We start from the raw sequence: 21,915 nt of genomic DNA, 5'->3' as shown, positions 1-21,915 counted from the left end.
CCCCTACAGCCGTGATCAATGAGATCTATGCGCAATTTGCCGAGCGGGCTGCCGACCTGTCGCCGGTCTCGCAGGGTATTGCCGAGGACTTCGCTCAGCACCGGGTCCGAGTGGCCGAGGTGGAGGATGCGGTCGTTCGCGGGCTGGTGCCTGCATATGGGCTTTGCGGGGTGAGCGCATGACACAGCCAACCCCGAACCAGGCCCTGATCCGCCCCGCCCGGGCGGAGGACGCCAAGGCCCTGGCAACCTGCATCGACGCGGCCTATGCGCGCTACCGCGCCCGCATTGCCGACCTGCCGCCGGTGTCCCTGGGTATCGAAGAGGACATCGCCCACTCCCGCGTCTGGGTGGCCGAGGTCGCGGGCGAGATTGTCGCCGGGTTGGTCATGGTGATGGGCGACGGCTTTGTGAAACTGGTCAATATCGCCGTGCAGCCGGAGTTCGGCGGGCGCGGGCTGGGGCGCCAGCTGATCGCGCTCTGCGAGGTCGAGGCGCGGCGTCATGGCGCGGGTGAGATCCGCCTGAACACCCATGCCGAGATGGCCGAGAATATCACGCTCTACACCCGGCTGGGCTGGCAGGAGGTCGAACGCAAGGGCAATACGGTGCTGATGACCAAGCGGCTCTAACGCGGCCCGCCTGCGAATTGCGAGCTGTAGTAATAGGCGATCGCTTGGGCGCGGTTCTTGACTGCCAGTTTCTCGTAGACGTTCGACAGGTGGAATTTCACCGTGTTGGTCGAGATGCCCAGCTCCTTCGCCAGCTCGCGGTTCGACAGGCCCTGGGCCAGGGCCTCCAAAAGGGCGCGTTCCTTGCGTGACAGGCTGTGGATCGGATCCTGCTGCATCTTGCGCACGTCGATGAAGGGAAAGACCATCTTGCCCGCCGCAACCTCGGCGCAGGTCTCGAGCAGGCCTTCGACCTCGCCCGACCGCGCGGCAAACCCGGCGGCGCCCGCCTGCATTGCCAGGCGCGGGATCTCGCCCGTGGCCTCGCCGTAAACCACCAGGCGCGGCGCGCGGGCCTGGTCGCGCAGCACCTCGATCAGCTTGGCACCGCCCAGGGCGGGCAGGTTCCAGTCGACCACACCGACCTGCACCGGCACGCGCATGACGGTGCCCAGGAAGCCCTCGGCAGTGGCGGAAGTGGCCACGAGAGAGAATCGCGAATCCCGCTCGAAAATCTCGGACATGGCCGAGAGGACCAGCGGATTGCTGTCGGCCAGCATGATGTCGACCGGACGCTCAGGAGCATTAACCATCTGTTTTTCCTCGCTGAATCGGAAAAACCTACCCGTTCGGGTGGGTCGGATTTGCGTATACTGTGGAATACTTACACCAATGGGTGGGTATTTCCCCACCCAATTAGATACCCGAAAGCAGTAGTAAGTTCCGTTGTGCGATGACGCAAGCCCGGGTTTTCTGCATCCTCAGCAAGACACCGGGCCCAACGGCCCCCGTTCGCGAGGGTATCGCAGATGACAGTTCAGATCTTTCCGCCGCTGGAAATCCCCGAGACATTGGCCGCGGGCCCCGGGCCGGGCAATACCGATGCCCGCGTGCTGAAGGCCTTTGCGGGCGCCGGGATCGCCGATCACATGCACGGCGACGTGCTGCGTGGCATGGTCGAATGCAAGCACATGCTGCGCCGTCTGTGGGGCACCACCAACACCTACACTTTCGCCGTCGCAGGCACCGGGTGGAGCGGGCTGGACACGATGTTCGCCGCCGTCATGCCGGGCGACAAGGTGGTGGCGTTTTCGAACGGGACGTTTTCGGGCATCGACGCGCTGACCCTGCGCATCAAGGCGGCCACGCCGGATGAACACGCCGCCAACCCGCTGGATCCGCAGGCGGCATCGGTGGTGGTGATCGACGTGCCCCACGGCACCTCGGTGACGGGCGAGATGGTCGAGGCGGCGCTGGCCGAACACAAACCCAAATGGGCCTTCATGGCGCATTGGGAGACGGGCTCGGGCCGGATCAATGATCTGCGTGGCTTCTCGGATGCTTGCGAGCGTCACGGTGCCATGGGGCTGATTGATGCGGTATCGTCGCTGGGTGTTGAGGACTTCGCGATTGACGATTATCCCGGCGTGGCTGGCTGGGCGTCCTGCCCGCAGAAGGGCCTGTGCTGCCTGCCGCTGACCTATGCGCCGGTGAGCTTCAACGACGCCTATATCGACAGCCTGCGCGCGTCCGGCGCCTACAGCTACGTGCACAATCCGCTGTTCGAAGCGCGCCACTGGGGCATCGTCGACGGGCAGGATGTGGAGAAGGGCAGCTATCACCGTACCCATTCAGCCTATGCCGTGTCCGCGCTGCATGAAAGCCTGCGCATCGTGCTTTCGGACGGGCTGGCGAAACGCGCCCATGCCTATCGCACCCACGAGGCGGTGCTGCGCGAGGCGCTGGAGGCGATGGGCTGCGAGGTGACCTCGAACATGACGAGCCTGGTGGTCTTGAACCTGCCGCCCGCGCTGGCCGGGCGTGAAATGGAGCTGGTGCAGAACTGCCGTGCGCGGGACTTCGGCATCTGGCCGACGCTGTCTGCGCCCGTGCAGGTGCGCATCGGCATCCTGAACCTGCTGGATCGCGGTGTGATCACCAAGATTGTCCACCTCTTCGCCCAAGCTCTGGAAGAGCTGGGCGGCGAGGTCGACCACGACAGCGTTACCGCCATTCTGGACAGCCGCTACGGCACCTGCGTGGCCGCTTGAGCCACGCCTAAGGGAGGAACCCATGGATATTCACGAATATCAGGCCAAGGAAATCCTGGCCAACTTCGGCGTCGAAGTGCCCTCGGGCGCCTTGGCCTACAGCCCGGAACAGGCGGCCTACCGCGCCCGCGAGCTGGGCGGCGAGCGCTGGATCGTCAAGGCGCAGGTCCATGCCGGCGGGCGTGGCAAGGCGGGGGGCGTGAAGCTCTGCGATACGGAACACGAGATCTATGAGGCCTGTGACGACATGTTCGGCCAGAAGCTGGTCACGCATCAGACCGGGCCGGAAGGCAAGGGCATCTATCGCGTCTATGTCGAAAGCACCGTGCAGATTGATCGCGAGATCTACCTGGGCTTCGTGCTGGACCGCACCAGCCAGCGGGTGATGATCGTCGCCTCCTCGGAAGGCGGGATGGAGATCGAGGAGATCTCGGAGGAACGTCCCGAGTCGATCGTGCGCTCGATCGTCGAACCCGCCGTGGGGCTGCAGGAATTCCAGGCCCGCGAGATCGCCTTCAAGCTGGGGTTGGAGCCGCATCTGATCCAGCACATGGTGCGCACGTTGCAGGGCTGCTACGCCGCCTTCAGCGATCTGGACGCGACCATGGTCGAGATCAATCCGCTGGTGGTCACGGGCGACGCGCGCGTCGTCGCGCTGGACGCGAAGATGAGCTTTGACGACAACGCGCTGTTCCGCCACCCGCAAATCGCCGAGCTGCGCGACAAGTCTCAGGAAGACCCACGCGAAAGCCGCGCCGCAGATCGCGGGCTGAGCTATGTGGGTCTGGACGGCAATATTGGCTGTATCGTGAACGGCGCGGGCCTGGCGATGGCCACGATGGACACGATCAAGCTGGCGGGCGGGGAGCCTGCGAACTTCCTGGATATCGGCGGCGGGGCCTCGCCCGAGCGGGTCGCCAAGGCTTTCCGCCTGGTCCTGTCGGACAGCAACGTGCAGGCGGTTTTGGTCAACATCTTCGCCGGTATCAACCGCTGCGACTGGGTGGCCGAGGGCGTCGTGCAGGCGCTGCGTGAGCTGGAGCTCGACATCCCCGTCGTCGTGCGCCTTGCCGGTACCAATGTCGAAGAGGGGCAGAAGATCCTGGCCAAGTCCGGCCTGCCGATCATCCGCGCCACCACCCTGATGGAAGCCGCCGAACGCGCCGTGGGCGCCTGGCAGAACGACCTGACCCAAGCCACCAGAATGAGGGCCGTGAAATGAGCATTCTTCTCGACCGTGACTCGCGCGTGATCGTGCAGGGCATTACCGGGCGCATGGCCCGGTTCCACACCAAGGACATGCTGGCCTACGGCACCAATGTCGTGGGCGGCGTCGTGCCCGGCAAGGGCGGCGAAGTGGTCGAAGGCGTACCTGTCTTCGACACGGTGAAAGAGGCCGTGGCGGCCACCGGGGCCGATGCCTCGCTGGTCTTCGTGCCGCCGCCCTTTGCCGCGGATTCGATCATGGAAGCCGCCGACGCGGGCATTCGCTATTGCGTCTGCATCACCGACGGTATCCCGGCGCAGGACATGATCCGGGTGAAACGCTACATGTACCGCTATCCGAAGGACAAGCGCATGGTGCTGACCGGCCCGAACTGCGCGGGCACGATCTCTCCCGGCAAGGCGCTGTTGGGGATCATGCCGGGGCATATCTACCTGCCCGGGAACGTGGGCATCATCGGGCGGTCCGGCACCCTGGGCTATGAGGCCGCCGCGCAGCTGAAGGAACGCGGCATCGGCGTGTCGACCTCCGTCGGCATCGGCGGCGACCCGATCAACGGGTCCAGCTTCCGCGACATCCTGGAGTGGTTCGAGAACGACGAGGACACCCATGTCATCGCCATGATCGGAGAGATCGGCGGCCCGCAGGAGGCCGAGGCGGCGGAGTATATCCGTGACCATGTGACCAAGCCGGTTGTCGCTTACGTGGCCGGTCTGACCGCGCCCAAGGGCCGCACCATGGGGCATGCCGGCGCGATCATCTCGGCCTTTGGCGAAAGCGCGTCGGAGAAGGTGGAAATCCTCTCCGCCGCCGGGGTCACCGTGGCGGAAAACCCCGCCGTGATCGGTGAAACCATTGCCCGGGTGATGGAGGCGGCATGATGAAACCCTCCGTCTTCGTGACCCGTCGCTGGCCTGCCGCCGTCGAGGCGAAGCTGGCCGAGGATTACAACGTGCAGCTCAACACCGGCGACAGGCCGCTGTCGCCGGGCGAGATCCGCGAGGCGCTGAAACGCTATGACGCGGTGCTGCCCACGGTGACCGATACGCTGAATGCCGAGGCCTTGGACGCGCCCGGTGCTCAGGCCCGCATTCTGGGCAATTACGGGGTGGGCTACAGCCACATCTGCGCGGCCTCGGCCCGCGACCTGGGGCTGACCGTGACCAACACGCCGGACGTGCTGTCCGAATGCACCGCCGATATCGCCATGACGCTGATGCTGATGGTGGCGCGGCGGGCAGGCGAGGGCGAACGCGAACTGCGTGCAGGCGGTTGGACCGGCTGGCGGCCCACGCATCTGGTGGGCACGAAAGTATCGGGCAAGACCCTCGGTATCATCGGCTATGGCCGCATCGGGCAGGAAATGGCCCGGCGCGCGCACCATGGCTTCGGCATGGAGGTGGTGGTCTACAACCGCTCGCCCGTCGCGCCCGAGGTGCTGGCGCAATGCAAGGCCACCCAGGTCGACACGATCGAGGAGCTGCTGCCGCAATGCGACTTCGTCTCGCTGCATTGCCCGGGCGGGGCCGAGAACCGGCACCTGATCAACTCCAAACGGCTCGACCTGATGAAACCCGGCGCCTTCCTGATCAACACCGCGCGTGGCGAGGTGATCGACGAATTCGCCCTGATCCAGGCGCTGCAATATGACCTCATTGGTGGCGCCGCGCTGGATGTCTTCGACGGCGAACCGCGCGTGAGCGAAGGTCTTCTGCATTGCGACAACCTGGTGATGCTGCCCCATCTGGGCAGCGCCACCCGCGAGGCGCGCGAGGCGATGGGGTTCCGGGTGCTCGACAACCTCTCCGATTTCTTCCAGGGCCGCGACCCGCGCGACCGTGTGATCTGACAGCAAACAAGGACAAACCCATGAGCTTTTACCCCGTAGACCAGGCGCCCGGCCGCCTGAACCGCTCCGAACTTGCCGTGCCCGGCAGCCAGCCCGGCATGTTCGAGAAAGCCGCGAAATCGGACGTCGACGTGATCTTCCTGGACCTGGAAGACGCCGTCGCGCCCGACGAAAAGGAACAGGCGCGCCAGAATATCATCGAGGCGCTCAATGATATCGACTGGGGCACCAAGACCATGTCGGTGCGTATCAACGGGCTGGATACCCATTACATGTACCGCGACGTGGTGGATGTGGTGGAACAGGCGGGCGAGCGGCTGGACCTGATCATGATCCCCAAGGTGGGCACCGCCGCCGACGTCTATGCCGTCGACATGCTGGTGACCCAGATCGAGGACGCACGCGGCTTCAAGAAGCGCATCGGCTTCGAGCACATCATCGAAACCGCCTTGGGCATGCAGAATGTGGGTGAGATCGCCGCGGCCTCGAAACGCAATGAAAGCCTGCATTTCGGCGTGGCGGACTATGCCGCCTCGACCCGGGCGCGCACCACGATCATCGGCGGGGTGAACCCGGATTACGCGGTGCTGACCGACCCGATGGATGACGGCGCGCGCATGACCCATTGGGGCGACATGTGGCACTATGCGCTGGCGCGCATGGTGGTCGCGGCGCGGGCCAACGGGTTGCGTCCGATCGACGGCCCGTTCGGTGATTTCCAGGATGCGGACGGCTACCGCGCCGCCGCGAAACGCGCCGCCGTTCTGGGCTGCGAGGGCAAGTGGGCCATTCACCCCAGCCAGGTCGCGCTGGCCAATGAGGTCATGTCGCCCTCGGATGCCGAGGTGACCAAGGCGAAACGCATCCTCGAAGCCATGGCCGAGGCCGAGGCCGCCGGCAAGGGTGCGGTGTCGCTGGATGGTCGCCTGATTGACTATGCCTCGATCCGTCAGGCCGAGGTGCTGGTCGAGAAGGCCCAGCAGATCGCGGCGGGCTGAACCCATGGCCACGCCGGACCTGCGTGCCCGCGCCCGGGCGATTTTCGACCGGGCGGTGGCGGCGGCGGATCCGGCGCTGGCCTTGCGGAACGAATTGACGGCACGGCCTCTTCCGGTGCCGTCCGATGGCGGGCGTTGCTTCGTGATAGCGACTGGAAAAGCCGCGCCCGCCATGCTGACAGAGGCCCTGCGCCACGTGCGCGGGGCCTATACCGCCCTGGCGGTCACCCATCATGAGAACCTGACGGAGGTGCCCGGTGCGACCGTGCTGCGCGCGGGCCATCCGGTGCCGGATGCCGCCGGGCTGGCCGCCGGGCAACGGGTGATGGAGCTTCTGCGCCAGGCGCGTGAGGGTGATCGGGTGATTGCGCTGATTTCCGGTGGCGGCTCGGCTTTGCTGCCCGCGCCGCTGGCTGGGATTTCTCTGGAGGACAAGGCCGAACTGAACCGGCTGCTCTTGGGCGCGGGGCTGGAGATTACGCAGATGAACCTGCTGCGCCAGCAGGTGAGCCAGGTAAAGGGCGGTGGCATGCTGCGCCTGGCCGCGCCCGCGCCGGTGACGGCCTATATCCTGTCTGATGTGATCGGCGACGACCTGCGCGCGGTGGCGAGCGGGCCGACGGTGGCCCCCATCGGCACCCGCGAAGACGCCCGTGCCGTGGCGATGGAGGCGGGGATTTGGGCCAGGTTGCCCGGGTCCATACGGGCGCGTCTGGAGGAAAACCCGGCCTCAGCGCTTGAGCCACCCGCGCCGGAAAACATCCTGATCGGATCGAACCGATTGAGCCTGGAGGCCGCCTTGGGTGAGGCCGCGCGGGGCGGGGAGGCGGCCATTGCCTCGGATGCCTTGACCGGGGACGTGGGGGAGGCTGCCGACCGGATCGTCAAGGCTGCCAAAGGGCAGGGGCCTTGTGCGCTGCTGTTCGGGGGGGAAACCACCGTGCGGCTGAATGGCTCCGGTCTGGGCGGGCGCAATCAGGAACTGGCTCTGCGCATTGCGTTGCGTGCGGAGGAACTGGGTGAAAACTGGCTGTTCCTCAGCGGCGGCACCGATGGGCGCGACGGGCCGACCCCGGCGGCGGGGGGCTTTGCCGATGCGGGCACTCTGGCACGCATCCGTGCGGGCGGCTTGGACCCGGCGACGCTGCTGGCGGACAATGACAGCCACCGCGCGCTGGCGGCGGCGGGTGACCTGCTGGAGACCGGCGCGACCGGGACCAATGTGGCGGATATCCAGGTGTTTCTGCGCGGCTGACAGCCTCTGCTATAGTGGGGGCATGAGCACCCAACCCGCCCCCTCCATCACACCGCTGCTCGCGGTCAATTTCGTCGGCACCCTGGGGTTTTCCATCGTTACCCCCTTCCTGGTCGTGCTGGTCACCCAGTGGGGCGGCAATGCGGTGGTCTACGGGTTGATTGCCGCGACCTATTCGGTGTTTCAACTGGTCGGCGCGCCGGTGCTGGGGCGCATGTCGGACCGGGTTGGGCGGCGACGGATATTGCTGCTCAGCCAAGCGGGCACGCTCTTGTCCTGGGCGGTCTTCCTGGTGGCCTTTACCCTGCCGGAGGGGGCGTTTGCGCAGGTGAACAGCCGATGGCTGGGCGAGTTCGCGGTGACCCTGCCTCTGGTCGTGCTGTTCGTCGCGCGGGCGGCGGATGGGCTGACGGGGGGCAATGTCTCGGTCTCGAACGCCTATCTGGCCGACATCACGCCGGAGGCCGACCGCGCCCGCAATTTCGGGCGTATGGCGGTGTCGGGCAACCTGGGCTTCATCGTCGGCCCGGCGCTGGCGGGGCTGCTTGGCGCGACGCTCCTGGGCGAGGTGCTGCCGGTGCTGGCGGCTTTTGCGATCTCGGCCCTGGCGCTGGCGCTCATTCAATTCGGCCTGGTGGAGGTCGCGCCGCAGCGGGTGACGGAAGTGTTGGAGGAGCCCTCGCCCTGCGACCTTTACGGGCAGGAGCACCGCCCGGCCTATGAGGTCAAATGCCCGCAGGCAAACGGCATCCGCGCGATCCTGGCGCTGCCGGGCATGGCGGTGCTGATGGCGGTGAATTTCCTGGTGATGCTGGGGTTCAGCTTCTTTTACGTCGCCTTTCCGGTGCATGCGGTGCAAGGGCTGGGCTGGGCGGTGACCGATATCGGCATCTATTTCGCCGCGCTGAGCCTGGCCATGATCGTGGTGCAGGGGCCGGTGCTGGCGCGGCTGTCGAAGCTCTGCGCCGAGGGCTGGTTGATGAGTATCGGCGGGGCGGTTTTGGCGCTGGGGTTCGCCGCGCTGATGAGCGGGCAGACCGCGGTGATTTATTTCGCCGCGCTGCTGGTGGCGCTGGGGAACGGGCTGATGTGGCCGACCTTCCAGGCGGTGCTGTCCAAGGCCACAGGGCCACAGCTGCAGGGCGCGGTACAGGGGTTTGCGCAAAGCGCCGGGGCCGTCGCAAGCATCGCAGGACTGGTGGTCGGCGGCATTGCGTACGTGGCCTTGCAGGGCGCCCTGTTCGGTGTCGCGGCGGTGGTGATCGCGGGTTCGGCGCTGATCGTGCGGGCTTATCGCGCACCACCCGCGCCGTCCGAGGCGAAACCCGCCTAGCGCAGACAGCCCAGGTGGCGCAGGGCCTGCGCGTCCACGTGTTCCGCCCCAGCGGTGGGGTCGATCAAGCCCTCAGCATCGGCGCAGTGCAGCACGCGGGTGGTGGCGTCGATCATCTCCGGCCGGGTGGTAAAGGCGACCTTGCCACTGCCCAGCACGGTGTAGAGCCCGTCGGGTTGCGGCGCGGAGTAATAGCCCTCGACAAGCATCAGGCCGGGGGTCTGGTCGAACAGGCCTGTCTCCAACCGGGTGGCAAGGATGCCGCCAGGTACGGCGCGGCCCATGAGCTGCACGAGGTCGCCCGGGGCGATGTGGCGCGGGATGAAGCCGGCCACGGGGGTGGTGCCGATGGTCAGGCCGCCGTCCGGGTCCAGACCCATGAAGGTGCCGGAAATCCGGGCGATGGACGGCACAAGGAAGGTATCGAGCCGTGAAGCACGCACCCTGTCGCCCTGCCACAGCCCGCTGACCGCGACCCAGGTGTTGTGATCCGGCGCGGGGCCGTCGAACAGGACCTGCGTGCCCATTACGGTGAGCCTGCCGTCATCCTCCCGCCGGAGTGGGCCGACCAGCGGCAGGACCTGGCGGATGTGCCGCGCCTGCCAGGCATTGCCTTCCTGCGTGGCGACCACCGCGACCGTATGGCCCGGCTGCAGGTCACTCGCCACCATCGGTCGGACGGCGCCGGTGACCGGCATCTCGGGGTCGATCAGGATGTGCTGCCCGTTCACATGGATCGAACCCAGGTGGGTGATTGTGCCGACAATCCCGGTTCCGATTATGCCGCCCTCACGCTCTTCCTCTGCCCAAAGGGGCAGGGAGAGCAGAAGCAGTACGGCCAGAACTCGATACAGCACGATCACGTGTCCTTTTCGGGCGGGGTGGGCAGGATATAGGTGCCCAAGGCGAAACGACCGGTCGGGTCGGCCTCGCCCTCTTCGTCGCGCGTCTGGAGCGCGTGGGCAAGGGTGTTCAGCTCCTCCAGCAGGGCCTGTGCGCGGGTCTCTGCCAATGTGTGCAATTCCCGGACGGACGCCGCCGACAAGTGGGAATAGCGCAGGGCGCGGTCGAAATGGCGGGCCTGATCAGGTCCGGCCAGGAGGTTGTGGGTGGCGGCCTGCATATGGGCGGACAGGGTGGCCTGGTAGGCGGCGACCTGTTCGGCGCTTCCGGCCTTGGGCAGGAAGGCATGGGTCAGCAGGCGCAGGGTGCCGACGGGGGTTTCTTCGACCACGCCCTGGTCGATCAGCGCGGTCAGGACGGTGCCCGGGGCCATGTCGACCCGGGCGTGGCGGATCAGAGTGTCGAAACCGGGGTCGCCCCCGTCATTGCCCTTTCGCGGCAAGTCGAGCGGCGCGCCATCCGTGCCCTGATAGGCCGGGTCGGTGGCCCAGTGGCCGATCACCAGGGCGGCGGCATTGGCCTGGCGGCGCGGGGCCTCGTCGGGTGCCTCGGCGCGCAGGCGTTTCACGTCCTTGCGGTGCAGCCCGGTCTGAAGGCTCGCCCGGCTGTCGCTGATACCTTCGCCTTCCTCATCCAGCACCGCCTGCAAGAGCGCGCATTTCAGCGCCTCGGTGCCCGTTCCGATGGTCACCCCATGCGCCACCATGGCCCGCGCCAACGGGGCCAGCAGCGCGGCAAGCGCACTGTCGAACGGGTCTTTTCCGTCGCGCGTCATCTCTCTTCCCCTCTTGGCGCAGCCATACCACCAAGGCGCTTCACATGCCCCCAACGGTTTCGTGAGCGGCATTTGAACCTTTGTGAATTCTAATGGGAATTTTTCCCACTATCAATGATCGCCATGAAGATTTCCGAGTGATTCAACCATGGGAGGCTGTCATGCAGGACATTGCCATCGACGATCTGAAAGGGGTTCAATCGCTGGAGCTGGGGGGCCTGGGCGCGCGCAGGGATGACCCGCTGGCCGCGCTCAGCCCCACCGACCGCGCACGGTTCAAAGCCTTCGGCTGGGGGCCGGAGGAGGCCCCGCGTTTCCCCACCATCGCGACGGCGATCCTGCATCAGCTGCGGGTCCAGCCCGAGGCCGTCGCGGTCACCTGCGGCTGCGAGGCGCTGAGCTACGGCGCGCTGGACCGTGCTTCGGACCGGCTGGCGGCGCGGCTGCGGGCGCATGGGGTGGGGCGCGGCGATGCGGTGTGCCTGTATCTGCGTCGTTCGATCGAGATGGTGGTGGGCATTGTCGCCGCGATGAAACTGGGTGCCAAATACGTCCCGCAGCATGTGGGCGTCGCGCCGGAATCGGGCCTGCGCCATATCGCCAAGGTGACCGGTGCGCATGTTCTGTTGACCCTTTCCGAACTGGCCGAGGATGTGCCGGTCGGCCCGGGCCAGGTGCGGATCGCCATCGACGAGGTGATGCGTGATGCCGATCTGGACGCGCCCGTGGTGGCGCAGGACGCCAGCCCCGCCGCGCCCGAGGACGTGGCGCTGATCCTGTTCACCTCGGGCACCACCGGGGTGCCGAACGGGGTGCAGGTGACGCATAAGAACCTCGCCAATATCCTGCTGACCGCGCCCGGCGACATGGGCATGCGGCCGGGGATGCGCGTGGGGCAGATCCTGTCCATCGCCTTCGACATGGCGGCGTGGGAAACGCTGGGCGCGCTGGCCAATGGTGCCACCCTGGTCATTCGCGGCAAGTCGATCCAGGAGACGGCGGAAAAGGTCGATGTGCTGATCGCCACGCCCTCGATCCTGACCTCGCTGGACGCGAGCCGCTGTGGGCAGGTCAAGGTGGCCGCCGTCGCCGGTGAACCCTGCCCGCGTCCGCTGGCGGATACCTGGTCGGGGTTTTGCACCTTCTACAACTCCTGCGGGCCGACCGAGACGACGATCATCAACACCGCCGAGCCGCATTTCCCCGACAAGCCTGTGCTGTCCATCGGCCGCCCGACGCCGAACAACACGGTCTATGTGCTGGACGAGGACCTGCGCCCGCTGCCCATCGGGGCCAAGGGCGAGATGTGGGCGGGTGGCGATTGTGTCACCGCTGGATACCTGGCGAATGCCGAGCTGACCGCCGAGCGCTATCGCCCCGACCCGTTCCGCCCCGGTCAGATGATGTTTCGTACCCGCGACCTGGGGCGCTGGACGGAAGAGGGCGAGCTGGAGCACTTCGGGCGGGTCGATGACCTGGTCAAGATCCGCGGCTTCCGGGTCGAGCTGGACGGGGTCTCCGGTGCCTTGGAGGCGGCGGACTGTTGCGAACAGGCGGTGACCCTGAAGCTGGATGACCGCAATCTGGTCAGCTTCATCTCGCCCGCCACGGCCTGTCCGAAGGCGGCGGCGACGGCGGTGAAACTACGTCTGCCTTATTACGCCAACCCCACCCTTGTGCTGCCGATGGAGGCGCTGCCGCGTACCGCGCGCGGGAAACTGGACAAACGGCTGCTGTTGAAGCTGGCCGAGGATGAAATCGCCACCCGTGGCGTGGAGCTGAACTGATGACGACCGAGACAGTGAATATCGACACAAGCGCCCCGCAGGCAAAGAGCTGGCGGCGCGTCACCCGCCACCCGGCGCTGATGGAATACCGCCGCCTGGCCTTCCTGGTCGCGGTGGTGAACCTGGCGGTCTTTGTTCTGGGCCTGCAAAGCGGGCGCTGGGGCGGGGCAGGGGCCTTTGCCCTTGGCCCGATTGCCGACATGGCGCTGATCAACCTGTCGCTGGGCATCCTGATCCGGCAGCAGAGGGTGGTGAATGCGCTCTTTTGGTTGGCCACCCGCGTGCCGGTGTCCTGGCCCCTGTGGATCCGCTGGGGCGCGGGCAAGGTGTTTCACTTCGGGGGCCTGCATTCCGGCGGCACCGTGGCGGGGACTGTGTGGTTTGGATTTTTGCTCTATGCGATGGCGACGAACCGGATCGCGGGGGCCGCGCTGCCGTCCAACCTGACGCTGGGCCTGTCGGCGGCGATGGTGGGGCTGATGAGCCTGATGATCGTCACCGCCCTGGGCCCGATCCGCGCCAAGCACCATGACCTGTTCGAGAAGGTGCACCGTTTCGTCGGTTGGACCGTGCTGGGGCTCTTTTGGGCGCAGACCGTGTCGATCACCCACGACATGGGCGGGGTGCTGACCCAGACGCCCGCCTTCTGGATGCTGTGTGTGATCACCCTGTCGATCGCCTCGCCCTGGCTGACGATGAAACGGGTGAAGGTCGAGATCGAGAAACCCTCGGATCACGTGGCTATCGCCCGGTTCGACTATGGTGATACGCCCTTTGCAGGCTCGTCCAATGCGATCAGCCACACGCCCTTTGGCCAGTACCACGCCTTTGCCAATATCCCGACCCCAGGCGAGGACGGCTACCGCCTGGCGATCAGTCGGGCGGGCGATTGGACCGGTGATTTCATCTCGAACCCGCCCGATAGGGTCTGGGTCAAGGGGATCACCACCTCGGGCGTCGCGCGCATTGAAGAGCTGTTCACGCGGGTGGTTTACGTGGGCACGGGCTCGGGCATCGGGCCGATCCTGCCGCACCTCTTGAAGGGCAAGGTGCCGAGCCACCTGATCTGGTCCACGCGATCCCCGCGCGCGACCTATGGCGATGCGCTGGTGGATGAGATCGAGGCCTCCACCGAAAACCCGCTGATCTGGGACACGGACACCCACGGCAAGCCGAACCTTTCCGCACTTGCGCTGAAGGCGGTGCGCGAGACCGGGGCCGAGGCGGTGATCGTGATCTCGAACCAGAAACTCACCCGCCGGGTGGTGCATGACATGGAAAGCCTGGGGCTACCTGCCTATGGCGCAATTTGGGACAGCTGAGATGTATGAGACGATTGAAACCACGGTAAAGGGGCGGGTCGCGACGATCCGCTTCAACCGGCCCGACAAGCTGAACGCGCTGAATTCACAGGTGATGGATGAGGTGCTGGACGCCGCCACCGGTTTCGATGCCAACCAGGCCATTGGCTGCCTTGTGCTGACTGGCGCGGGGCGGGCTTTCGCCGCCGGGGCGGATATCGCTGAGCTGGCGTGCCATGACTACGCCAGCATGTATGCCACCGACTTCTTTGCCCCCTGGGATCGCTTCGCCGCGCTGCGCCTGCCGAAGCTGGCGGCGGTGAACGGCTTTGCCCTGGGCGGTGGATGTGAGGTCGCGATGATGTGCGATGTGATCCTGGCAGGCGAAAGCGCGAGGTTCGGCCAGCCGGAGATTAAGATCGGCTGCATTCCCGGCATCGGCGGCACCCAGCGCCTGACCCGGCTTATTGGCCGGGCGCGGGCGATGGACCTGATCCTGACCGGGCGCATGGTCAAGGCCGATGAGGCGCTGCAGATGGGGCTGGTCAGCCGGGTTCTGCCGGATGATCAACTGGCAGAGGTGGCGGCCGAGACCGCCGCGTTGATTGCCGGGTATCCGCGTGACATCGCTCTGATGGCGCGGGCAACGGTGAACATGGCGGATGAGGCCAGCCTGACCGCCGGGGTGCGGTATGAGCGACAGATGTACCACGCGCTCTATGGCTCTGACGCGCAGAAGGAGGGCATGGCGGCCTTCCTGGAAAAGCGCGATCCGAAGTTCAACTAGGGGCTTGCGAGCAGGGCCAGCCGGGTCACGCCCCGGGCGCGCAGGGCTTCGGCGGCGCGCCAGGCGCGCAGGCCCGTGGTGCAGGCGAGTACGAGGCGGCCGTTTTCAGGTGCGGTGAGCCGGGTGGCCTCTTCGGGCGTCTGCCGCTGGGCATCGGGCGTGGCCGGGGTGGGGGCCTCGGCCATGTCGCGCAGTTCTATGATGCGGTCGTTCGGGGTCAGGGTCTCAGCTGCGATGAAGGGGATCGGATCGGCGGGTTCGGCGGCGCCGGTGAATGCGAAACCGCCGAAGGTCAGAGTGGATGTGTCCACGGTGACGAGGTGCCCCATGGGGGCGCCGATGCCCAGAACCACTTGCAAGGTCAGTTGCGCCTGGAGTGTGCCGAGCGTGCCGACGACCGGGCCGAAGACCCCCGCCGTGGCGCAGCTTGCGCCGCTGTCCGGTGGCGCGGGAAAGACCGCGCGCAGGGACGGCGCGGACCCGCAGAACCCGCCGACATAGCCCGACTGGCCCAGCACGCTGGCTGAGATCAGCGGAGCCTCTGCGGCCAGGCAGCTATCGGACAGCGTATAGGACACCGCGTAGCTGTCCGCCGCATCCACCACCACATCGGCCTCTGCCACCAGTGCGGGGGCGTTGGCCGGGGTGAGGTGGGTGTGCCGCGCAGTGATTGTGACCTCGGGGTTGGCGGCCAGCAGGTGGGCGCGGGCGGCTGTCACCTTGGGCTGGCCGATGTCGGACATGCGGTAGAGCGGCTGGCGGTGCAGGTTGGTTTCGTCCACGTGGTCCGGGTCGATCAGTGTGACATGGCCCACCCCGGCGCCCACCAGGTATTGCAGCACCGGGCAGCCCAGGCCTCCGGCGCCAACCACCAGCACGCGGGCGCGGGCCAGCCGCGCCTGACCCTCGGCGCCAACCTCGGGCAAGATCTGTTGGCGGGCGTAGCGGCTCAGCGACATGCGGCGATCCATTCACGCGTGCGCGCCTCGGGGTCGGCGGCCTGCTGGATATCGGTCACCACGGCGGCGCTGTCGGCGCCTGCGGCAAAGACACCTGGCAGGCGCTCGGGGGTCAGCCCGCCGATCGCCACCAGCGGCGTGTCGCCCACCATCGCCTTCCAGCGGGTCACGCGGTCGAGGCCTTGGGGTGCCCATTTCATCTTCTTCAACAGCGTTTCATAGACCGGCCCCAGCGCGACATATTCCGGGCCGTGGGAGAGGGCGCGGTCCAGCTCGGCCTCGTCATGGGTGGAGAGGCCGACGCGCACGTCCGCCCGTTTGAGGGCGGCGAAGTCGGCGGTGTCCATGTCCTCCTGCCCGAGGTGCACGAAGTTGCAGTTGAGGTCGAGCGCGGCCTGCCAGTAGTCATTCACCACCAGCTGCGCGCCATGCACCGCGCAGAAGTCGCGGGCGCGGGCGATCTGGCGGCGGATCTCCGGTTCCGGTTGGTCCTTGAGGCGCAGCTGCACCAGTTTGACGCCGTGGGGGACGAGCAGCTCCAGGCGGCTGACATGGCCGGTGATCAGGTAGAAACGCTCCATCATCCCAACTCCGCAAGGCCAAGGATCGGGGTGGAGGGCACGGCCATGTCGCGCGGCTCCATCGGGTCGGCGGCGTATCCCAGCCGCCCGGCTTCGATGGCTATGGCCATGGCGCGGGCCATGGCGATGGGGTCGCCCGCCTTGGCGACGGCGGTGTTCAGGAGCACGGCGTCGTAGCCGAGTTCCATGGCCTGGGCGGCATCAGAAGGCCGTCCGATGCCTGCGTCGACGATCAGCGGCACCTCGGGGAAATGCGCGCGCATGGCGCGCAGCGCATCGGGGTTTCGCAACCCCTGGCCCGAGCCGATGGGGGCGCCCCAGGGCATGAGGACTTCGCAGCCCGCATCCAGAAGGCGTTCGCCCACCACAAGGTCGTCGGTGGTGTAGGGGAAGACCTGGAAGCCCTGCTGGGTTAGTTCGCGCGCGGCCTCGACCAGGGCAAAGACATCTGGTTGCAGGTTGTCGGAATGGCCGATGACCTCGAGCTTGATCCAGGGGGTGGCGAAGATCTCGCGTGCCATTTGCGCGGTGGTGATGGCCTCTGCCGCCGTATGGCACCCGGCGGTGTTGGGCAGGATGCGCGCGCCGGTGTCGCGCAGCAGATCCCAGAAGCCCGCGCCCGACCCTTGCGCGGTTTCGCGGCGCAGGGAGACGGTGACGATCTGGGTGCCGCTGGCGCTGATCGCGTCCGCCAGATGGGCGGGGGAGGGGTACCCGGCGCTGCCCAGAAGCAGCCGTGAGGTGATTTCGGTGCCGTAGAGCTGCATGGTCAGCCTCCCTGCATCGGGGCGAGGACTTCCAGCCGGTCGCCGTCGGTGAGCGGGGTCGCGGGACGCGCGTCGCGGGGCACGAAAGTGCCGTTCAAGGCGGTGGCCAGCGCGGCGCTGGTAAAGCCAAGTTCGGGCAGGGCGTCGGCGAGGGTGGTGGCCTGAACCTCACGCGGTTCGGCGTTGACTGTGATGATCATCAGCGGGTTCCTGAAAGAATTGGCGGGCAAGCTGACCGGCCAGGGCCGGGGCCAGCAGGTAGCCGTGGCGGTAGAGGCCGTTCACGTGGGTTGTCTCGCCCCGGTGCTTGAGCGCGGGGATATTGTCGGCGAAGGCGGGGCGCAGCCCTGCGCCGGTTTCGATCACCGAGGCCTCGCCCAGGGCGGGGTGCAGGGTGAAGGCGGCGCCCAAGAGTTCCAGCAGCGAGCGCACGGTGATCGGCTTCCACGAGGCGCTTTCGACCATGGTGGCGCCGATCATGTAGATCCCGTCGCCGCGCGGCACGAGGTAGAGCGGGATGCGCGGGTGAAGCAGGCGCAGGGTGCGGGTGATCTGCACCTCGGGGGCCTCGATGATGGCCATTTCGCCACGGATCGACCTGAGGCCGGGCAGATCGGAGGCCATGCCGCGACAGTCCACGTCGATCCGGTCGGGGGCGGGGGTGTCGTAACGAATGTCCACTCCCATAGCCTGCACGGCGGCGGTCAGGTCGATGAGCGCACGGCGGGGGTCGAGGTGGGCTTCATCCTCGAAGAAAAGGCCCCGTTGGAACCGGCCTTCAAGGGTCGGTTCCAGCATCGCGATCTCGCCCGCATCCACCCAGCGGTGACGATCCGTGCGGCGGGCGAAGCGGTCCAGCTCGGCCCGGTCGCGGGGCGGGGTCAGGACCAGCGTGCCCTTGCGGGTGACGGGCGTGAACTGCGCCCACCAGTTGATCGCGCCTGCGCCGAGGCGCACGACTTCGGGGTCGGCCACCTTGCCCTCGCACCAGGGGGCGAGCATGCCGCCCGCGAACCAGCTGCTTGGGTTGTCGGCGGGGGAGGATCCGGCCTCGTAGAGGATTACCTCGGCCCCGCGTTTCGCCAGCTCATAGGCGGAGGCGAGGCCGGCGACGCCGGCCCCTGCGATGGTGATCATTCGCCCGGCTCCAGCTCCGGCTTGGCCTCGGCGGGCATGTAAAGCTCACCACTCTCGCGGAATTTCTCCGCCATGGCCGCCATGCCCTCCTTCTGCGCCTCGGCGCGGATGTCGTGGGAAATCCGCATGGAGCAGAACTTCGGCCCGCACATGGAGCAGAAATGCGCCACCTTATGGGCCTGTTTCGGCAGGGTCTGGTCGTGGAAATCACGCGCGGTTTCCGGGTCGAGGGCAAGGTTGAACTGGTCCTCCCAGCGGAACTCGAACCGGGCGCGGGAGATCGCGTCGTCGCGCCGCTGCGCGCCGGGAATGCCCTTGGCCAGGTCGGCGGCATGGGCGGCGATCTTGTAGGTGATCACCCCGGTTTTCACGTCGTCGCGGTCGGGCAGGCCGAGGTGCTCCTTGGGCGTGACGTAACAGAGCATCGCGCAGCCGAACCAGCCGATCATGGCCGCCCCGATCCCGGAGGTGATGTGGTCATAGCCCGGCGCGATGTCGGTGGTGAGCGGGCCGAGCGTGTAGAAGGGTGCCTCGTCACAGCATTCCAGCTGCTTGTCCATGTTTTCCTTGATCTTGTGCATGGCGACGTGGCCGGGGCCTTCGATCATGACCTGGCAGTCCTTGGCCCAGGCGATTTTGGTCAGTTCGCCCAGGGTCTCGAGCTCGGCAAACTGCGCTTCATCGTTGGCATCCGCAATGGAGCCGGGGCGCAACCCGTCGCCGAGGGAAAAGGCCACGTCATACTTGCGGCAGATGTCGCAGATCTCGTTGAAGTGCTCGTAAAGGAACGACTCCTTGTGGTGATGCAGGCACCATTTCGCCATAATGGACCCGCCGCGCGAGACGATGCCGGTCACGCGGTTGGCGGTCATCGGCACCATGTGCAGGCGCACGCCTGCGTGGATGGTGAAATAATCCACCCCCTGTTCGGCCTGTTCGATGAGCGTGTCGCGGAAGACCTCCCAAGTTAGATCCTCGGCGATGCCGTTGACCTTCTCCAGCGCCTGATACATCGGCACGGTGCCGATCGGCACGGGGCTGTTGCGCACGATCCATTCGCGGGTGTTGTGGATGTTGCGCCCCGTGGACAGGTCCATCACGGTGTCGGCGCCCCAGCGGATCGCCCAAACCATCTTGTCGACCTCCTCCTCCATCGAGGAGGTGACGGCGGAGGTGCCCATGTTGGCGTTGATCTTGACCAGGAAATTGCGGCCGATGATCATCGGTTCGCTTTCCGGGTGGTTGATGTTCGAGGGGATGATGGCGCGGCCCGCCGCCACCTCGTCCCGCACGAACTCCGGAGTGACGTAGTCGGGGATATTGGCACCCCAGTCATTGCCGTCGCGCGGCTGGCCGTGGCAGGGGGCGAGGTCACGCAGCTGGTATTCGCGGATGGCGATGAATTCCATCTCGGGCGTGACGATGCCGGCGCGGGCATAGGCCAGTTGGGTCACGGCCTTGCCGTCCTTCGCACGCAGGGGGCGGGGTTTGACCGGGAATTCGGGCGTCAGCTTGTCGCCCCCGTCATTCCCTTCTGCAAAGCCGTTGTCCTCGGGTTTGATCTCGCGGCCATCATATTCCTCGACATCACCGCGCGCGAGGATCCAGTTGCGGCGCAGCGGGGCGAGGCCCTGTTTGATATCGGTCACCACGTCCGGGTCCGTATAAGGCCCGGAGCTGTCATAGACCGGCAGGGGTGGCTCGCCCGCGGTGGGGTGCACGGAAATCTCGCGCATCGGCACGCGCAGGTCGGGGTGCAGGGTGCCGTTCACATAGATCTTGCGGGAGGCGGGCAGACCTCCGGTGGTGATTTTCGGGTTCGGGACGTTCATGTTTGGCGCTCCTCAAGCTTGCACTCAATGAAGACACCAGGTGAGCTTGGGAGGGAGCCGGGGACGGATCGCCCCCGTGGTCGGCTGTCGCAAGGGGGATGCCCCCCGGGTCGCGCCTAGCTTCCTACGCCAGTGTCAACTGGGTCAGGTTCAAAGGGTCGCGTCACCGGGCATATGCCCTGTCAGCCTCTCAGTCCCCTAAGCGGGACTCCCCTGCGTAGGCCTAGGGCTAGAGCAATCCTGTGGGCCGGTCAATCCACCTTGTGGGTGCTACCCCAGCACGGATTTGACCGCGCGGACCGTGCCCGCGACGACCTGGTCGGCCTCGTCCCGGGTCAGGCAGAAGGGCGGGGCAAAGCCCAGGATGTCGCCCTGCGGCATGGCGCGGGCGATGATCTTGTCCTGCTCCAAGAGCTTCGCGGCAATTTGAGGCCCGATCTTGTCGGCAGGGTCGAAGAAGCTGCGGCTGTCGCGGTCTTTCACGAGTTCCACGGCGCAAAGCATGCCCTGGCCGCGCACCTCGCCCAGGTTCGGGTGATCGGCCAGCGCCTCACCCATGGTGCGGTTCAGATAGGCGCCCGTTTCGCCTGCATTGGTCACCAGATCGAGGCTGTCCAGCAGTTTGAGGTTCGCCACCCCCGCCGCCGCGCCGATGGGATGGGCGGAATAGGTCCAGCCGTGACCGATGGGGCCGTTTTCGTCCGTGCCCTGCTCCAGCACCTTCCACACCTTGTCGGACACGATGGAGCCCGACAGCGGCGCATAGGCAGACGTGAGCCCCTTGGCGATGGTGATGATATCGGGCTCGATCCCGTAGTGATCCGAGCCGAACATGCTGCCCAGACGGCCAAAGCCGGTGACGACCTCGTCAGCGACCAGCAGGATGTCGTGTTTCTTCAGCACTGCCTGGATCGCGGCCCAATAGCCCGCAGGCGGGGGCACGATGCCGCCGGTGCCCAGAACCGGTTCGCCGATGAAGGCGGCGATGGTGTCGGCGCCTTCGCGTTCGATCAGCGCTTCCAGCTCGGCCACGCAATGGGCCACGAACTGGTCTTCGGTCTGATCCAGGTCGGCGCGGCGGAAATAATAGGGCGCTTCGGTATGGATCACCTGCGCCAGCGGCAGGTCGAATTTGCGGTGAAACAGCTCAAGCCCCGTCAACGAGCCTGTCACCAGACCCGAGCCGTGATAGCCCCGCCAGCGCGAGATGATCTTCTTCTTCTCCGGGCGGCCAAGGATGTTGTTCATGTACCAGATCAGCTTGACGTTGGTCTCGTTCGCGTCCGAGCCACCGAGGCCGAAATAGACCTTGGACATGTTCGTGGGCGCGCGGTCCAGGATCATCTGGGCGAGCGTGATCGAGGCTTCGGTGCCGTGGCCGACATAGGCGTGGTAATAGGCAAGTTCTTTGGCCTGTTCGCCAATCGCCTCGGCAATCTCCTGTCGGCCATAACCCACGTTCACGCAGTAAAGCCCGGCGAAGGCGTCCAAGAGGCGGGTGCCGTCGCGGTCCTCGATATGCACGCCTTGCGCGGTCTTGATCACCCGGTTCGCGGCCTCGCCGCGCGCGTGCTGCGCCAGGTGGGTCGAGGGGTGAAAGAAACTGTCGCGGTCCCATTGGTCCAGCTGGTCGTTCTTGAGCATCAGGCGCGTCCTTTCATGGGCAGATGGTAGAATATGTACACAACGCGATCAGAATCGCTTG

22 protein-coding genes are annotated in these 21,915 nt (G+C 66.5%); 12 read left to right on the top strand and 10 right to left on the bottom strand.

Annotated elements, in window-relative coordinates:
* Positions 1 to 11: 11 nt before the first annotated feature.
* A complete protein-coding gene (locus ACO07D_RS00345) occupies positions 12 to 182 on the top strand; it encodes a hypothetical protein (RefSeq protein ID WP_421700939.1) in 171 nt (56 codons plus the stop codon).
* Positions 179 to 631 carry a GNAT family N-acetyltransferase gene (locus ACO07D_RS00340; RefSeq protein ID WP_421700938.1) on the top strand — a complete coding sequence of 151 codons (453 nt, stop codon included), beginning with the start codon at positions 179 to 181 and terminating at the stop codon, positions 629 to 631. The genes ACO07D_RS00345 and ACO07D_RS00340 overlap by 4 nt, the downstream gene beginning before the upstream one ends.
* On the opposite strand, the gene ACO07D_RS00335 is transcribed toward ACO07D_RS00340, so the two are convergent.
* Complete coding sequence (locus ACO07D_RS00335; protein ID WP_421700937.1) at positions 628 to 1,263, bottom strand: response regulator transcription factor; 636 nt, start codon at positions 1,261 to 1,263, stop codon at positions 628 to 630. The two genes, ACO07D_RS00340 and ACO07D_RS00335, sit on opposite strands and share 4 nt — an antisense overlap.
* 216 nt (positions 1,264 to 1,479) lie before the next feature.
* On the opposite strand from ACO07D_RS00335, the gene ACO07D_RS00330 reads away from it, so the two are divergent.
* The 7 genes from ACO07D_RS00330 to ACO07D_RS00300 are packed head-to-tail and all read left to right on the top strand — an operon-like array spanning position 1,480 to position 9,381.
* The gene (locus ACO07D_RS00330; protein WP_421700936.1) at positions 1,480 to 2,721 is read left to right on the top strand and encodes an aminotransferase; all 1,242 of its coding nucleotides are present in this window, start codon (positions 1,480 to 1,482) and stop codon (positions 2,719 to 2,721) included.
* A 22-nt stretch (positions 2,722 to 2,743) separates the two neighbouring features.
* Positions 2,744 to 3,943 carry a malate--CoA ligase subunit beta gene (locus tag ACO07D_RS00325; RefSeq protein ID WP_421700935.1) on the top strand — a complete coding sequence of 400 codons (1,200 nt, stop codon included), beginning with the start codon at positions 2,744 to 2,746 and terminating at the stop codon, positions 3,941 to 3,943.
* Positions 3,940 to 4,827 carry a succinate--CoA ligase subunit alpha gene (sucD, locus tag ACO07D_RS00320; RefSeq protein ID WP_421700934.1) on the top strand — a complete coding sequence of 296 codons (888 nt, stop codon included), beginning with the start codon at positions 3,940 to 3,942 and terminating at the stop codon, positions 4,825 to 4,827. The genes ACO07D_RS00325 and sucD overlap by 4 nt, the downstream gene beginning before the upstream one ends.
* Positions 4,824 to 5,795 (top strand): 2-hydroxyacid dehydrogenase, encoded by a 972-nt coding sequence (locus ACO07D_RS00315; protein WP_421700933.1) that lies wholly within the window; start codon positions 4,824 to 4,826, stop codon positions 5,793 to 5,795. Before sucD ends, ACO07D_RS00315 begins: the two co-directional genes overlap by 4 nt.
* Before the next feature lie 20 nt (positions 5,796 to 5,815).
* Entirely contained in the window at positions 5,816 to 6,793 is a 978-nt protein-coding gene (locus ACO07D_RS00310) for an HpcH/HpaI aldolase/citrate lyase family protein (protein WP_421700932.1), read from the top strand.
* A gap of 4 nt (positions 6,794 to 6,797) precedes the next feature.
* Positions 6,798 to 8,048 carry a glycerate kinase type-2 family protein gene (locus ACO07D_RS00305; RefSeq protein ID WP_421700931.1) on the top strand — a complete coding sequence of 417 codons (1,251 nt, stop codon included), beginning with the start codon at positions 6,798 to 6,800 and terminating at the stop codon, positions 8,046 to 8,048.
* A gap of 22 nt (positions 8,049 to 8,070) precedes the next feature.
* Positions 8,071 to 9,381: an MFS transporter gene (locus tag ACO07D_RS00300; protein ID WP_421700930.1), complete on the top strand. Its 1,311-nt coding sequence runs from the start codon at positions 8,071 to 8,073 to the stop codon at positions 9,379 to 9,381.
* On the opposite strand, the gene ACO07D_RS00295 is transcribed toward ACO07D_RS00300, so the two are convergent.
* A complete protein-coding gene (locus ACO07D_RS00295; RefSeq protein WP_421700929.1) occupies positions 9,378 to 10,238 on the bottom strand; it encodes a DUF5666 domain-containing protein in 861 nt (286 codons plus the stop codon). The two genes, ACO07D_RS00300 and ACO07D_RS00295, sit on opposite strands and share 4 nt — an antisense overlap.
* A 2-nt stretch (positions 10,239 to 10,240) precedes the next feature.
* Positions 10,241 to 11,059, bottom strand: a complete 819-nt coding sequence (locus tag ACO07D_RS00290) for a DUF6502 family protein (protein WP_421700928.1) — start codon at positions 11,057 to 11,059, stop codon at positions 10,241 to 10,243.
* Positions 11,060 to 11,220: 161 nt separating this feature from the next.
* Between ACO07D_RS00290 and ACO07D_RS00285 the strand changes: the two genes are divergently transcribed.
* Genes ACO07D_RS00285 through ACO07D_RS00275 form a run of 3 tightly spaced genes read left to right on the top strand, consistent with a single transcriptional unit; the run spans position 11,221 to position 14,934 of the window.
* Positions 11,221 to 12,846: an amino acid adenylation domain-containing protein gene (locus ACO07D_RS00285; RefSeq protein WP_421700927.1), complete on the top strand. Its 1,626-nt coding sequence runs from the start codon at positions 11,221 to 11,223 to the stop codon at positions 12,844 to 12,846.
* Complete coding sequence (locus ACO07D_RS00280) at positions 12,846 to 14,168, top strand: hypothetical protein (RefSeq protein ID WP_421700926.1); 1,323 nt, start codon at positions 12,846 to 12,848, stop codon at positions 14,166 to 14,168. The genes ACO07D_RS00285 and ACO07D_RS00280 overlap by 1 nt, the downstream gene beginning before the upstream one ends.
* A 1-nt stretch (position 14,169) precedes the next feature.
* Positions 14,170 to 14,934: an enoyl-CoA hydratase-related protein gene (locus ACO07D_RS00275; RefSeq protein WP_421700925.1), complete on the top strand. Its 765-nt coding sequence runs from the start codon at positions 14,170 to 14,172 to the stop codon at positions 14,932 to 14,934.
* Here the strand turns inward: ACO07D_RS00275 and ACO07D_RS00270 are convergent.
* The 7 genes from ACO07D_RS00270 to ACO07D_RS00240 all read right to left on the bottom strand — a co-directional run bounded on the left by ACO07D_RS00270 (position 14,931) and on the right by ACO07D_RS00240 (position 21,854).
* Positions 14,931 to 15,893, bottom strand: coding sequence for a ThiF family adenylyltransferase (locus tag ACO07D_RS00270; RefSeq protein ID WP_421700924.1), 963 nt, complete (start codon positions 15,891 to 15,893; stop codon positions 14,931 to 14,933). The two genes, ACO07D_RS00275 and ACO07D_RS00270, sit on opposite strands and share 4 nt — an antisense overlap.
* On the bottom strand, positions 15,884 to 16,474 hold the full coding sequence (locus tag ACO07D_RS00265; protein ID WP_421701002.1) for a thiamine phosphate synthase: 591 nt from the start codon (positions 16,472 to 16,474) through the stop codon (positions 15,884 to 15,886). Before ACO07D_RS00265 ends, ACO07D_RS00270 begins: the two co-directional genes overlap by 10 nt.
* Positions 16,474 to 17,241: a thiazole synthase gene (locus tag ACO07D_RS00260; RefSeq protein WP_421700923.1), complete on the bottom strand. Its 768-nt coding sequence runs from the start codon at positions 17,239 to 17,241 to the stop codon at positions 16,474 to 16,476. The genes ACO07D_RS00265 and ACO07D_RS00260 overlap by 1 nt, the downstream gene beginning before the upstream one ends.
* A 2-nt stretch (positions 17,242 to 17,243) precedes the next feature.
* Positions 17,244 to 17,441: a sulfur carrier protein ThiS gene (gene thiS, locus ACO07D_RS00255; RefSeq protein WP_421700922.1), complete on the bottom strand. Its 198-nt coding sequence runs from the start codon at positions 17,439 to 17,441 to the stop codon at positions 17,244 to 17,246.
* Positions 17,410 to 18,378 carry an FAD-dependent oxidoreductase gene (locus tag ACO07D_RS00250; RefSeq protein ID WP_421700921.1) on the bottom strand — a complete coding sequence of 323 codons (969 nt, stop codon included), beginning with the start codon at positions 18,376 to 18,378 and terminating at the stop codon, positions 17,410 to 17,412. The genes thiS and ACO07D_RS00250 overlap by 32 nt, the downstream gene beginning before the upstream one ends.
* Positions 18,375 to 20,210, bottom strand: coding sequence for a phosphomethylpyrimidine synthase ThiC (gene thiC, locus ACO07D_RS00245; protein ID WP_421700919.1), 1,836 nt, complete (start codon positions 20,208 to 20,210; stop codon positions 18,375 to 18,377). Before thiC ends, ACO07D_RS00250 begins: the two co-directional genes overlap by 4 nt.
* Positions 20,211 to 20,480: 270 nt before the next feature.
* Positions 20,481 to 21,854, bottom strand: a complete 1,374-nt coding sequence (locus ACO07D_RS00240; RefSeq protein WP_421700918.1) for an aspartate aminotransferase family protein — start codon at positions 21,852 to 21,854, stop codon at positions 20,481 to 20,483.
* Between the last annotated feature and the right edge of the window lie 61 nt (positions 21,855 to 21,915).

This window comes from Aliiroseovarius sp., from assembly GCF_965228805.1.
Taxonomy (GTDB): domain Bacteria; phylum Pseudomonadota; class Alphaproteobacteria; order Rhodobacterales; family Rhodobacteraceae; genus JASBTN01.
Note: the sequence above shows the minus strand (reverse complement) of the source record. Positions and strands in the feature narration are given on the sequence as shown.